The following is a 14,416-nucleotide window of genomic DNA, read 5'->3' as shown; positions in this document are numbered from 1 at the left end:
GTATATAAATGGTGAGTGGATTACATTGCAAGAGCAAATAGAAGTAAATAATCCAGCAACGAAGGAAATATTTGCGACTGTACCAAAGGGCGGGGTAACAGAGGCAAAGCAAGCTGTTGATGCTGCGCATGAAGCCTTTAAATCATGGTCTAAGTTAACAGCGGCAGATCGTGCAGCGAAATTAAAAAAATGGTTCACACTTATTGATGAAAATAAAGAAGAGATTGCAGCGATCATGACGAAAGAACAAGGAAAGCCGTTTGCAGAAGCGCTTGGTGAAGTGAATTATGCAAATAGTTTTGTCGAATGGTATGCAGAAGAAGGAAAACGCGTATATGGTGAAATGATTCCTGCTTCTCATCCGAATAAACGTATTTTAGTTATGAAGCAACCAGTTGGTGTTATGGCAGCTATTACGCCTTGGAACTTCCCGGCCGCTATGATTACGAGAAAGGTAGCTCCGGCGCTTGCAGCGGGATGTACAGCGGTTGTAAAACCTGCAAGTCAAACGCCGTTAACTGCGTTAAAATTAGCTGAATTAGCTCATGAAGCAGACATTCCAAAAGGCGTAATAAATATTGTGACAGGTAGTGCGAAAGCAATTGCTGATACGTGGATGGAAGATGGGCGTGTTCGAAAAGTGTCCTTTACAGGATCAACGGAAATTGGGAAAGAGTTAATGGCTAGTGCGGCACAAACGATGAAAAAGGTTTCACTTGAGTTAGGCGGTCACGCACCGTTTATTGTTATGAATGATGCAGACTTAGATAAAGCAGTAGAGGCAGTAATCGGTTCGAAATTCCGTAACGCAGGACAAACGTGTATATGTACAAACCGAGTATTTGTTCAGGAAGAAGTTTACGAAGTATTCGCAGAGAAGTTTCAAAAGGCAGTAGGGCAGTTGAAAGTAGGAGACGGTTTCGGTGACGGAACGACTGTAGGACCACTGATTGACGAGAATGCAGTTTCGAAAGTACAGGAACATATTGAAGATGCTATTCAAAAGGGTGGAACAGTTTTATATGGTGGTCAAAAGGTTGCCGAGCTAGATGGACACTTTATGCAACCAACTGTAATCGGATTGGCGAACGATACGATGCTTTGCATGAATGAAGAAACATTCGGACCAGTGGCACCAGTTGCGAAATTTAAAACGGTTGAAGAAGTAATTGAACGTGCAAATCATACACCATATGGCTTGGCTGCTTATATTTTCACAAAAGATATTAGTCAAGCATTCCAAATTAGCGAAGCGTTAGAGTACGGTATTATCGGATTAAATGATGGACTTCCATCAGTTGCACAAGCACCGTTCGGTGGCTTTAAAGAAAGTGGTATTGGGCGCGAAGGAGGTCATTTCGGTATCGAGGAATATTTAGAAATTAAATATATTTCATTAGGACTATAAGTAGTATACTAGAATCTCTATAAGGTAACAGAGAAGGAGATTCTAGTATGGTATATTGGCTATTATTACTTGTAACAATTATTTTTGAAGTAGCTGGAACAATTGCGATGAAATTATCAAACGGTTTAACAAAGCTCGTTCCAAGTGTACTTATTTTTGTATTTTATGGAATTTGTTTCAGCGTGTTCGCCATCGTTGTAAAAAAGATTCATTTAAGTATTGCTTATGCAATTTGGTCTGGTGTTGGGACGTTACTTATTACAATCATTAGTGTGTACTTTTTTAAAGAGCACATTAGCCTATTCCAAGCATTTTGTATTCTTTTCATCGTGTTAGGAGTAATTGGGCTTAAGGTTTCATCTGCATCATAAAAGGCTATCTTCCAGTGCGGGAGATAGCCTTTTGCTTTTATTAAAATGCCCAATTACCTTTACGGAAGATTGGTTCATGTCTGCCATCAGCTGTAATGCCGTCGATATCAAGCTCAGCTGATCCAATCATGAAATCTTCGTGTGTAATACTAGCGTTTGCGCCATTTTCAGCAAGCTCTTCTTTAGACATTGTTTTTCCGCCAACTAAGTTAAATGCATAAGCATTTCCGATTGCAAGGTGGCAAGATGCGTTTTCATCAAATAGCGTATTGTAGAATAAAATATTTGTGTTTGAAATTGGTGAATCATGAGGTACTAAAGCTACTTCTCCTAAGAAGTGAGAACCTTCATCTGTTTCTACTAAATGTTTTAAAGCTTCTTCCCCAACTTCAGCTTTATAATCTACGATACGTCCGTTTTCAAATGTTAACGTGAAGTTATCGATAATGTTACCTGCAAATGCTAACGGTTTTGTACTAGATACTTGGCCGTTTACACCTGTTTTAAGTGGCATTGTAAACACTTCTTCAGTTGGAATGTTCGCCATAAATGGTACGTTCTTTTCATTTAAGCTACCAGCACCAGCCCATACATGTTTTTCTGGAAGTTCGATCGTTAAATCTGTTCCAGGACCTGTATAGTGAAGAGCTTTATAATGCTTTTCGTTTAAGTAATCAACTTTTGTATGTAATGTTTCATCGTGTTCTTTCCATGCTTCCACAGGATTTTCTAAATCAGCACGAGTAGCTTTGAAAATAGCATCCCATAGTTTTGCTTCTTGTTCTTCTGGTGCAACGTCAGGGAATACTTTCGCAGCCCATTCTTTCGTAGGAACAGAAATGACACACCAGCTTACTTTATCAGCTTGTACGTAATCACGATATACTTTCATTGCTTCACCAGCTACTTTATGAGCTGTTGCGATACGCGTTGGATCTACACCTTTTAATAAATCAGGGTTTTCTGCATAAATAGACATAAATGCAGCGCCTTCTTTTGCTAATTCTTCACGAGCGTGTGCTTTCCAAGATGGGAACTCAGCGAATGCTTCTTCAGGAGCTAGATCGAACTTTAAGCGTGTTAACGTCTCATCATTCCAATCCACATATACGTGTTTTGCACCAGATTTATATGCTTTTTCTGTAACGAGGCGTACAAATTGTACAGCTTCAAGAGGTGCACTGATTGATAATGTTTGTCCCGGTTGAATATTGACACCAACATTGACTGCAAGGGCAGCATATTTCTCTAACGTTTGTTCAAATGACATATGTATAATCTCCTTTAATTTGAAAGATTTCTTACTATATATAATACAAGAAAATTCAAAAAATATATATAAATATAGCGTAAAAAGAGAGCTCAAAATATATTGAGCTCTCATCGTTATTGAATCGAAGAAGCAAATTGTTCTACGGTCGTCGTATGGTGTATGCGAATACGCTTCATTTTTAACAACTCATCGGGTTCACCTTTTGTAATGAATTTTCCGGGTTTTGTTGTCGTTGCAAATTGATAATATTTTTTCGTCTCTGCAACGACTTTATCATCTACATGACCGAATGGATAAGCAACTGCCATAACGGGTTTACCTGTTATTTTTTCTAGTTTTTCTTTTGATCCTTTTAATTCCTCTTCATAGTTTATAATTTTCGGTAAGTCTGCATGTGTCGCTGTATGAGATTGCACTGAGAAAATGCCGGAATCGACCATTTTTTTTATTTCAGAAGTAGACAGTGATCCTTCTACATCAACGTTATCAACAATCATATATTCTGTTGCTGTTGGTTTAAATGTATCGTCTTTTAGCTTTTGTAAAACATGAAATGCATTCATATTATTTTTCATACCATCATCAAATGTAACAAAGATAGGTTTATTTACTTTATTTATATCGCCCCAGCGTTCAAACGTTAACAGTGTATAACCATTGTCCTTTAAATATTTCATTTGGGCTTCAAAGTTAGCAGGTGATACGAATAAGTCTTTAATACCTTGACCGTGATAATCATCGATTGCATGGTACATAAGAACGGGAACCTTTTGCTCGAAAGTAATAGCAGATTTTGTGAGTGGAATGGTTTTCCCATCCTCTTTTATGCCTATTGCTTCAATTTGAAACTCACCACGTTTTCCTTCAAATTCTTTTATATCAAAAGGAAGTGTAAACTGTTTTTCCTTTTCTTTAGAAGAAAAAGATTTAGTGTGTTCCCTTCCATCAGCAGTACGCCAAATTTTATATTGTACTTCAGTTAAAGCATCTTTTATATCTGTTATATGAATAGTAGTGTTTGTAGATTCATGTGTGATTTGGTTATAAGAAATTTTCCCTTGTTCTTTCAAGGTCTCTTCGTGTTTCTTAGTTTCTTGAACCTTTTTCTCTTTTTTAGGTTCTTGACTTACATTGTTAGTATTACAACCTGCTAAAATGGCAGATGTACATAAAGCGATTGCAGCATATTTTCTCATAAAATCACCTTCTATTGTGTATTATGTTACATACTTCTATTTAAAATCCCCACCGCTGTAAGAGAGGTGGGGATATACCCTTGTTCATCATATCATTTGAATAAAATGGATGGAATGAGAAAAGTAACAATAGATAAAAAAATCACCTTACTTCAACGAGTAAGGTGATTTTTATTAAATGAATAATCCAGCGATTGTCGCAGATAAAATAGAAGCAAGTGTTGATGCAAATAACATTTTCCAACCAAATTTAGAAACGATACTTCCTTGTTTTTCAGAAAGGGCACGGATTGTACCAACAATCGCACCAATTTGGCTAATACTCGCGAAGCTAATTAAGAATACTGTAACGATTCCAACTGTACGTGGAGATAATGTTGTTGCAACACCTTTTAAATCAAGGATTGCTACAAACTCGTTTAATACAATCTTCGTACCCATAATGCCACCAGCTGGGATAATATCTTGAGTTGGAATCCCCATTAAGAATGCGAATGGAGCAAGTATATAACCGAAGATTTGTTGTAACGTAACAGCATGTCCCATTGCCCCTGAAGCTGCACTAATTACGTAGTTTACAACTTCCATCACACCGATGAAGGCGATCATTAATGCTGCAACGATACCAGCTACTTTTAAACCATCAAGCGCGCCGTTAATCATCGCACCGATAAAGCTGTCTCCGAATAGCGTTCTATCAAATTTTTGAATCACTTCGTCTTCTTTTTTCGTATCAACTGGTGTTAATAACGAACAAACGATTAAGCTTGAGAATAAGTTTAGCGGAAGAGCTGCTAGTACGTATTTTGCATCTAACATCATTACGTATGATGCTGTAACAGAAGCAGAAACTGAGCTCATTGCAGAACAACAAATGATAAACATACGGTTTTTATTGAAATGTTGTAAATCATTTTTAATAACGATTAACGCTTCACTTGAACCGAAGAATACAGAGTTTACCGCATGGAACGATTCAACGCGTGGTAAACCAGTAATTTTTGAAATCGCACCGCCGACAACGCGAACGATGAATGGTAAAACACCTAAATAACTAAAGATAGATAGTAGTGCTGAGAAAAATACGATAATTAATAGTACGTTTAAGAAAAAGACAAAGTCTCTTTGAATTCCATTAAAGAGAAAATCAACACCTGTCGTACCAAGTTTAATTAGTTTGTTGAAAACTTTACCAATGAAAATAATGATTTGTTGACCAATCTTTGTGCCAAACATAAACCAACCGATTAAAATTTGAAAACCAATCATAATAGCAATTGCACGGAAGTTGATTTTACTTTTGTTGTTTGACAAAGCAAAACATAAACCTAAAACGACAAGAATACCGATAATGCTCATTACATATTGCATGTAGTTGCCCCTTTCAGAAGTTCGTATAAAGTTTGTACATAAAACGCTCGTTGTATTACTAAAAATAAAACAAAGAGGTTTTATGTCATACGTAAGATGTCTGACCTTTTAGAAAAATGAAAATAAAAAAAGACCCATATGGATTCACTTTCATCTATGAGAGAAAGCTAATCAATATGAGTCCTTTTTTGCACATAGGCTAATATTCATTAGTTTTCCCCATAGTCCAGCAATTTAAGGTTGCCGGGTAGAAACTCTCGATCCATATTATCGAGTATATATGAGGTAACATCGTCCGTATTAAATTAGTAGTAGCGTAACATTAACAGAGAACTATCGTCAATAGCTTTTTTTCTTCCAATAGAAATAGACCATATAAGTATGATAAAATGTAACGCAGTGTTATGAAAAAGAGAGGTCGGAAAATGAGTACAAAAATGACGCCACCAGTTGAAAAAAACGAGTTTATAGATGTAGTATTTGAAGATTTAACACATGATGGTGCCGGTGTTGCGAAAGTAAAAGGCTATCCTATTTTCGTTAAAAACGGATTACCAGGTGAAGAAGCGCAAATTAAAATTATTAAAGTGAAGAAAAACTTCGCATTCGGTCGTCTAATGAAGCTTCATACAGAGAGCCCATATCGTAAAGATGCAGAATGCCCAGTGTACAATCAGTGCGGCGGTTGTCAGCTTCAGCATTTAACATATGAAGGACAATTACAAGCGAAAGAAAAACAAGTACGTGACGTTATGCAGCGCATCGGAGGACTAAGCGATGTTCCTGTTCATCCTGTACTTGGCATGAAGAATCCGTGGGTATACCGTAACAAAGCACAAGTACCAATTGGAGAACGTGAAGGCGGACTTGTAGCTGGTTTCTATCGTCAAGGAACGCATGACATTATTAATATGGAATCATGTTTAATTCAAGCAGAAGAAAACGATACATTGATTCAAGAAGTAAAACGTATTTGTGAAAAACACGGTATTTCGGCGTACAACGAAGAGCGTAACAAAGGAACACTTCGTCACGTAATGGCTCGTTACGGACAAGTAACAGGTGAGATTATGCTTGTCTTCATTACTCGTACAGCAGAACTGCCAAACAAAAAAGCAATCATTGAAGAAATTGCTGCGAAATTCCCAGAAGTAAAATCAATTGTTCAAAACGTAAACCCGAAACGTACAAACGTAATCTTCGGAGACAAAACGACAGTACTGTACGGATCAGAATATATTTATGACTTTATCGGCGATATTAAATTTGCGATTTCAGCACGTTCATTCTATCAAGTAAACCCAGAACAAACGAAAGTGTTATACGATAAAACGTTAGAATATGCAAAATTAGATGGCAATGAAACAGTAATTGATGCCTATTGCGGAATTGGATCAATCTCCTTATTCCTAGCACAAAAAGCGAAAAAAGTGTACGGCGTTGAAATCGTCCCAGAAGCGATCGAAGACGCAAAGCGTAACGCAGCATTAAACAACATGACAAACGCTGAATTTGGCGTAGGAGAAGCAGAAGTAGTTATTCCAAAATGGTACAAAGAAGGCGTAATCGCTGACACAATGGTCGTAGATCCACCGCGTAAAGGCTGTGATGAAGCATTACTAAACACAATCATCGAAATGAAACCAAAACGCGTCGTATACGTATCATGTAACCCAGCAACATTAGCACGTGACTTAAAAGTACTAGAAGAAGGCGGATATAAAACACAGGAAGTACAACCTGTTGATATGTTCCCCCATACGACTCATGTGGAGTGTGTAGCTTGGCTGAAGTTGGTATAATAGGAAAGCAGTTGATATAGAAAAAATCTATACCACCTGCTTTTTGGTTTACAAAAATACCATTCATAAGCGATTTTAGTTAAAATAAATATTGCTGATTTTCACAAATTATAAATTGAGATTTTGAAATTGTATTCATAGTGAGAGGATTTGAATTTGAAATGATAGATAATTTTTGGCGTGAATTACCACGACCATTTTTCGTACTTGCACCAATGGAAGATGTGACAGATGTTGTTTTCCGTCATGTAGTAAGTGAAGCTGGTCGTCCGGACGTATTCTTCACAGAGTTCACAAACTCAGATAGCTATTGTCATCCAGAAGGTATGAAAAGCGTACGTGGTCGTTTAATTTTTACAGAAGATGAACAGCCAATGGTGGCACATATTTGGGGAGATAATCCTGAATATTTCCGTCAAATGAGTATTGGTATGGCAGAGTTAGGATTTAAAGGTATTGATATTAATATGGGCTGTCCTGTACCAAACGTAGCATCAAGAGGAAAAGGTAGTGGTCTTATTCTACGTCCAGACGTTGCGGCAGAACTTATTCAAGCTGCAAAAGCAGGCGGACTACCTGTCAGCGTAAAAACAAGACTTGGCTTTAAAGAGTTAAGTGAGTGGGAAGATTGGTTAACGCATATTTTCAAACAAGATATTGCAAACCTTTCTATTCACTTACGTACAAGAGAAGAGATGAGCCAAGTAGATGCACACTGGGAGCTAATTCCGGAGATTAAAAAATTACGTGATCGTATTGCACCAAATACGCTTCTAACGATAAACGGAGACATTCCTGACCGTAAAACTGGGCTGGAACTTGCTGAAAAATACGGTATTGATGGTGTTATGATCGGACGAGGCATCTTTAAAAATCCATTTGCCTTTGAAAAAGAACCAAGAGAGCATAGTAGTAAAGAGCATCTAGATCTTTTAAGACTACAGCTTGATCTTCAAGATCAATATGCAGAAGTATTACCACGCTCTATCACAGGACTACATCGCTTCTTCAAAATTTATGTAAAAGGCTTCCCTGGAGCTGCTGAATTGAGAAATCAGTTGATGAGTACGAAGTCGACGGATGAAGTGCGTACATTGCTTGATCAGTTTGAGGCGAGTGTGAATGTGGTAGAAGGTAGTGAAACAGTGTAACTCCCTGAAGTAGAGGGAAATGGATTTTATTTAGTTTTGCGTTCTTTTGTAGAGTGTAATAGAAAGAGGATAATTTTATCAAGCTTTAATTGGCAGCCCGAGTGGTGAGGGCTGCCAATTAAAGGTTCACTTTATAAATGTATTGAACTAAACAACACCAATATGTTCTCGGATATATGCTGTATATATGGAGTTTGTATCTGATATGTAGAGATAGTTTAAATAAACAGATGGGAATCTTAACTCAGATGAGTAGGGATTCCTATCTGTTTTTTTATTTTAAATTAGCTGAGTTGTATCGTAAGTAAATAAGTTTTTGGGACTGAAAAAATTTTGTATGACCTTTAGCGATGACAAAGTATTTATCTTGCAATTTAGTAATAAAAATATTAAATGATTATGCAAACAATTCCTATATTAAATGTATAAAAAACATTATAATAGTGAGAAATATGAAATATTTTGTCGAATTAGTAATAAATGCATAGTAAAATGATAGTATTGATAGGTTTTGGATAAAAGTTTTTGGATATAAATGGATATTTTCAATGAAATGGAGTTCGTTTTTATGTTGAAGGAACAAACGAGGTATTCTCGACTTGCGAATATAACTAAAATGATTAATACAAAGCTGGATTTACGTGAAGTTTTAGAGCAAGTCACAATAGCAATTTCTGAAGAAATCGTTCAATGCGATTCTGTTGGTATTTATTTGCCGCAGGAAGATGGGACTTTTAGAGGGTATGTAGGAAAACCGGAAGTTATTAACGGATGGACGTTGGATATGCATGTCATTGATACAGACATTGACCTGCTGGCGAAAGAAGTAATTGAAACAAAAAAAGCCATCTATATACCTGATACATCAAAGGATAGTCGGCCAGATCCGAGAGCAGTGGAAGGGTTTCGAATTAAATCTTTATTCGTTCTTCCTATCTCTTTTGAAGAAGAATTATTTGGTCTAGTTTTTTTATTTGATTACGGAATTCCTATGAACTTAACAGAGTCAGAGATTCAAACGGTTGAGGCATATGTGAATATGGCGGCTGTTGCGATTCAAAATGCGAACAATTTAACTCATAAGGTAAACCTTATTGCTGAAAAACAGCTCTTGCTGGATGTGACACGGGACTTATCTATGTGTTCCTCCATGCAGGAAAGTCTTGATACCTGTTTTTCCTATTTAGGAAAAGTTTTAGACAATTATAATATCGGGGTTCATTTACTAGAGCCTTTAGCTAAGAAGAAAATTAGACCGGTGAAGTTAAGTAAGGGTTCAGAATGGACAGAAGAAGATTGGATCAAGACACATGATAAGATAAAATTTGATAAAAGTAATGATAGAGTCACGCAAGAGGTCATTGAAACAAAAAAGCCAATCTGGATTCCAGATGTTTATGCAGATCCGCGCCCAAACCATGATGTTTGCCGTAATTTTGGTATGAAGGGACTCTTTATGTTGCCGTTGGTTTCAATGGGAGAGGTATTAGGACAAATATCTGTGGTCAATCTAGGAGATAGTAATTTTAGTTATTCTGAAGGACAAATACAGCTGTCGCAATCGATTGTCGATGCAACTGCTTCCACGCTATCAAACCTTTTATATATGGAAAAACAGGAAGTTATTATCGAAGAGAGGACCTCAGAAATTACGGTTAAAAATAAGGAACTGGAACGAGTAATAACGGAATTGCAGCAGCTTAGTCGTGAGAAGGAATTGATTCTAAATTCTGCTGGAGAAGGAATTTTCGGTTTAGACCTTGATGGAAATATTACCTTTTGTAACCCAGCTGGTGCCTCCATGTTAGGCTATGATATAAAAAATGAATTAATAGGAAAACCATCCAGTATGGTTTTCAACGGAATTGAAACAGGAAAGAAAAAACAGGTGGCATCAGGTTGCGATGAGAATTGGAATCTGTACGATAAAACCGAGCAATTTTTTAGAAAAGATCAATCCAGTTTTCCAGTGGAGTATGTAATTTCCTCTATAAAAGAAGGGACCGAGATTGTCGGAGAAGTTATTACTTTTAAAGATGTAACCCAAAGGAAACAAATGGAGGAAGAAATAAAATATCATGCTTATTTTGATAGTTTAACAGATTTACCTAATAGAGTTCTACTAAAGGACAGGCTAACTCAAGGGCTGACATATGCTCAATTACATGCTGAAAAATTAGCAGTTCTGTATTTAGATTTAGACAGGTTTAAGTTTGTGAATGATACGCTCGGTCATAGCTTCGGTGATCTGCTGTTGCGAGAAGTTGCAAATCGATTAAGTGATTGTGTTCCTAAAAGTGCTACGGTCTCGAGACAGGGCGGGGATGAATTTACTATCTATTTACCAAATATTAAAAGTGAAAAAGAAGTGTTAAAGGTAGTAAATCGTGTCATTGATTCTTTTTCAAGGCCATTTAATTTAGTAGACAATGAAATCTATATGAAAACGAGTATTGGTATTAGTATATTTCCTGATAATGGTGATACGACTGAAATCTTAGTTAAAAATGCAGACACAGCCATGTACAAATCGAAAGAAATATCAGGAAGTAGCTATCATTTTTTCAGTGAAGGAATGGATACGAGAACTTTTGAAAGTATCAAGCTAGAAAATGATTTGTATAAGGCATTGGAACAAGAAGAACTTGTGATTTATTATCAACCGCAAATAAATGGTAAAACGAATAGGATTGAGGGTGTAGAGGCTTTAATTAGATGGAAACATCGAGAACATGGGATGATACCGCCTGATAAATTTATCCCAATAGCTGAAGAAACTGGATTAATAGTCCCGATAGGTGAATGGGTTCTAAAAGAGGCCTGTAGGCAATTAAAGAAATGGCATGATCAAGGTTCCCCATTAATTAGTATGTCTGTGAATTTATCTGCACGTCAATTTGAACAAAGTGATTTATTTGCTATGGTCAAAAATGTTTTAGAGGAAGTAGAGCTATCTCCGAAGTATATACAACTAGAACTCACTGAAAATTTAATTGTTAGAAATACGGAATCAACTTTAAAAACAATGAAGAAATTAAAAGGTTTAGGAATCAACCTCGCTATTGATGATTTCGGGACTGGTTATTCATCTTTAGGTTATTTAAAGAAGTTGCCTATTTCAACGTTAAAAATTGATAAATCCTTTGTACAGGATATGACAAAAGATGATGCAGCTATTACGAATACTATTATTACGCTCGCTAAGAATTTGAACCTTGATGTTATTGCTGAAGGTGTTGAGACAAAGGAACAGGTCGAATTTTTATCTGCACGAAATTGTTATTTGATGCAAGGGTATTTTTTCAGCCGTCCTATGGCAGCTGAAGACATCGAAAAACTTTTTTAAATAGAGAAATAAATTAAAAATGAATGGAGCATACACATGAAAGCAGCCCGAAATGTATTAGAATATTTAATAGCTAATGAAGTTAAGCATATATTTGGTATCCCAGCTGGTTCTGTAAATGCGTTTTTTGACGAACTTTATGATATGCCTGAATTAACACCAGTCGTAGCGAAGCATGAAGGGGCGGCATCCTACATGGCTGCCGCTTATGCTAAATACACAAATCAGCTAAGTGTGTGTATTGGTTGTAGCGGACCAGGTGCCACAAATCTTGTAACAGGTGCTGCTAATGCTATGCGAGAGCATTTACCTGTTTTATTCATTACAGGTGCCGTACCTCTTAGTACGGTAGGTTTGAATGCATCACAAGAATTAGATGTAGAACCAGTCTTCAGGCCTGTTACAAAATATAGCGTTACGGTTAATGATGTAAAGGATGTACTTAAAGAAGTCGCACTAGCAATTGAAATTGCTATATCAGGAGTACCAGGACCTGTACATATTGCGATACCGATTGATATTCAACATGAAAATATAGAAAATGTTGAAATGCCACCACTTCCAAAAAGACTTCCTATTGTTCCTGGTCTAGAAAAAATAAAAGAAACAGCTAGAGAATTGGTAAAAAGGGAGAAGGGTTATATTTTTGCAGGACAGGGAATAAGAAACTCTGTTGAGTCATTAATAGAGGTGGCAGAATTGCTGAATTGGCCAATTATAACAACTCCACAAGCTAAGGGATATATCCCTGAGGAACATCCGCTTTTAGTCGGAGTGTTTGGATTTGCAGGTCATGAGGCTGCCTCTGCATTGATTAATGAAGGGGATGGAAAAGCATTATTAATTGTGGGCTCCAGTTTAGGGGAAACTGCGACAAATAATTATAATGGAAACTTAATAAAAAATCGCTTCTCTGTTCAAATGGATTTTGACCAATCTGTCTTCAATCGGAAGTACAAAGTGGATATTCCAGTACTAGGCGATATCAATTTAAGTTTATTAATGTTAATAGAAGAATTAAAGGCTTTAGGGTTGCAAAAGGATAGCGCTGAACTTACCGTTGAAAAGAAGAAAGAGGAAGAGAATATAGAGGAATATAATACGAAAAATGTTCTCCTAAACCTTCAAAAATGTTTACCGTCAACTACTAGATATACCATTGATATTGGTGAATTTATGTCGTATGTTATTCATCACATGAATGTCATAGATTTTGACTCCTATAATATTAATGTACATTTTGGCGCAATGGGAAGCGGAATTGGTTCTGCGATTGGTTCAAAACTGGCTGAACCGGAGCGTCCGGTTGTATGTATTACTGGTGATGGCTGCTTTTTCATGCACGGGTTGGAAATATTGACTGCGAAGGAATATAATTTACCACTTTTATTTGTTGTGATGAATAATGCCCGTTTAGGGATGGTATATCACGGTCATTCGTTACAGTTCCGTAGGACTCATCCATCCTTTGAACAGGAATCAATTAATATCAGTGCTATGGCCGCAGCTATGAATATTCCAAGTTACAGAATCACTGAATTAGAAGATATCAATCAAGATGTTATAAACAACTTAATGAATGTAAATGGGCCAGCAATTCTAGAGGTTGCCTTAGTCGATAATAATACTCCTCCTATGGGAGATAGAGTTAAATTTTTATCGTCTTTTGGAAAATAAGGTTGTTTGATTCACTAATAAAAAAATCATATAGGAAATCCCTATATGATTTTTTTATAAAGATTGATATGAATCGTGAATTACCTTAAGAATTGTTCCGATGACCTGCCCTTTAAATTCGTCTGGAATTGCTTCTCCAGATGGATTTGAGTAATAGTAACATCCTGCCCTTTCATCGCAAGAGAATCCAAAGTTTGTTAATGATCGCTTTAGGTCCTTCGGCAATTCTTCTAATCCAGTGTGCTCAGTGAAATAGTCAGTAGGAAAAACCTTTACATCGACATCCCCTAATCCAGTATGAACAACAAATAAATCTTGTTCATCACGAACAACCCATTGATTTTTAGAAAATAAAGAAATTCTTGCCCCTTCTAAAGAGGATATTGCATCTAAGTTAATACCAAAAATTTGATTGATAAGTTGGCGGATTTCTATTCCTGTGGCCTTTCTTCCATAATGGGTGAGGGTAGAATCTATGGCCTTTATAGCAATGTTCTCAGTTGAGGAACCTGATCTTGCCATTATCCATTCTTTTGATAGGACAGGTTTAGTTGTTAAATCAAATTTGAAAATGGACATTACAATGTTACAAATCTCGGTACTGGTTATTTTTCCTTGGTGAGAATCAAGATGTTTGTCCATTAATTCTACTTTGTTCACTCGGTCTGCACCTTTTTCTAACATTTACAACAAACTCCATTCATAAAAGTAAAGTATGTTTTTTTATCAATAACATAGAAAGAGTTTAAAAAATTCTTGCCCTTTCGCTAAAAATATAGACTGGATATTCTCCACTTAACTGAAAGCCCTTAAAATGCTGT

Annotated in this window: 10 protein-coding genes and 1 riboswitch; of the genes, 6 read left to right on the top strand and 4 right to left on the bottom strand. The window is 36.5% G+C overall.

What is annotated here, in order from left to right:
* Positions 1-1,408 (top strand): NADP-dependent succinate-semialdehyde dehydrogenase (gene gabD / locus MR079_RS19825; RefSeq protein ID WP_242294484.1); only part of this gene is annotated, 1,408 nt, incomplete at its 5' end.
* A 47-nt stretch (positions 1,409-1,455) separates the two neighbouring features.
* A complete protein-coding gene (locus MR079_RS19820; RefSeq protein ID WP_000263262.1) occupies positions 1,456-1,779 on the top strand; it encodes a DMT family transporter in 324 nt (107 codons plus the stop codon).
* Between the two features lie 40 nt (positions 1,780-1,819).
* Here the strand turns inward: MR079_RS19820 and MR079_RS19815 are convergent, their stop codons facing one another.
* The 3 genes from MR079_RS19815 to MR079_RS19805 form a co-directional block, all read right to left on the bottom strand.
* A complete protein-coding gene (locus tag MR079_RS19815) occupies positions 1,820-3,049 on the bottom strand; it encodes an aminopeptidase (RefSeq protein ID WP_242294483.1) in 1,230 nt (409 codons plus the stop codon).
* Between the two features lie 116 nt (positions 3,050-3,165).
* On the bottom strand, positions 3,166-4,248 hold the full coding sequence (locus MR079_RS19810; RefSeq protein ID WP_242294482.1) for a polysaccharide deacetylase family protein: 1,083 nt from the start codon (positions 4,246-4,248) through the stop codon (positions 3,166-3,168).
* A 174-nt stretch (positions 4,249-4,422) separates the two neighbouring features.
* Positions 4,423-5,619 (bottom strand): NupC/NupG family nucleoside CNT transporter, encoded by a 1,197-nt coding sequence (locus tag MR079_RS19805; RefSeq protein WP_242294481.1) that lies wholly within the window; start codon positions 5,617-5,619, stop codon positions 4,423-4,425.
* A gap of 202 nt (positions 5,620-5,821) precedes the next feature.
* A riboswitch (purine riboswitch) is annotated at positions 5,822-5,923 on the bottom strand.
* Between the two features lie 121 nt (positions 5,924-6,044).
* On the opposite strand from MR079_RS19805, the gene rlmD reads away from it, so the two are divergent.
* From rlmD to MR079_RS19785, 4 genes are all read left to right on the top strand, one after another.
* Positions 6,045-7,421 (top strand): 23S rRNA (uracil(1939)-C(5))-methyltransferase RlmD, encoded by a 1,377-nt coding sequence (gene rlmD / locus MR079_RS19800; protein WP_139869443.1) that lies wholly within the window; start codon positions 6,045-6,047, stop codon positions 7,419-7,421.
* Positions 7,422-7,582: 161 nt separating this feature from the next.
* Positions 7,583-8,572, top strand: a complete 990-nt coding sequence (locus MR079_RS19795) for a tRNA dihydrouridine synthase (protein ID WP_139869444.1) — start codon at positions 7,583-7,585, stop codon at positions 8,570-8,572.
* 568 nt (positions 8,573-9,140) lie between these two features.
* The gene (locus MR079_RS19790; protein ID WP_242294480.1) at positions 9,141-11,918 is read left to right on the top strand and encodes a bifunctional diguanylate cyclase/phosphodiesterase; all 2,778 of its coding nucleotides are present in this window, start codon (positions 9,141-9,143) and stop codon (positions 11,916-11,918) included.
* A 36-nt stretch (positions 11,919-11,954) separates the two neighbouring features.
* Positions 11,955-13,595: a thiamine pyrophosphate-binding protein gene (locus MR079_RS19785; RefSeq protein WP_242294479.1), complete on the top strand. Its 1,641-nt coding sequence runs from the start codon at positions 11,955-11,957 to the stop codon at positions 13,593-13,595.
* Between the two features lie 54 nt (positions 13,596-13,649).
* On the opposite strand, the gene MR079_RS19780 is transcribed toward MR079_RS19785, so the two are convergent.
* A complete protein-coding gene (locus MR079_RS19780) occupies positions 13,650-14,279 on the bottom strand; it encodes a hypothetical protein (RefSeq protein ID WP_139869447.1) in 630 nt (209 codons plus the stop codon).
* Between the last annotated feature and the right edge of the window lie 137 nt (positions 14,280-14,416).

Source organism: Bacillus cereus group sp. BfR-BA-01381 (assembly GCF_022663555.1).
In the GTDB taxonomy this organism is placed as follows: domain Bacteria; phylum Bacillota; class Bacilli; order Bacillales; family Bacillaceae_G; genus Bacillus_A; species Bacillus_A pacificus.
Note: the sequence above shows the minus strand (reverse complement) of the source record. Positions and strands in the feature narration are given on the sequence as shown.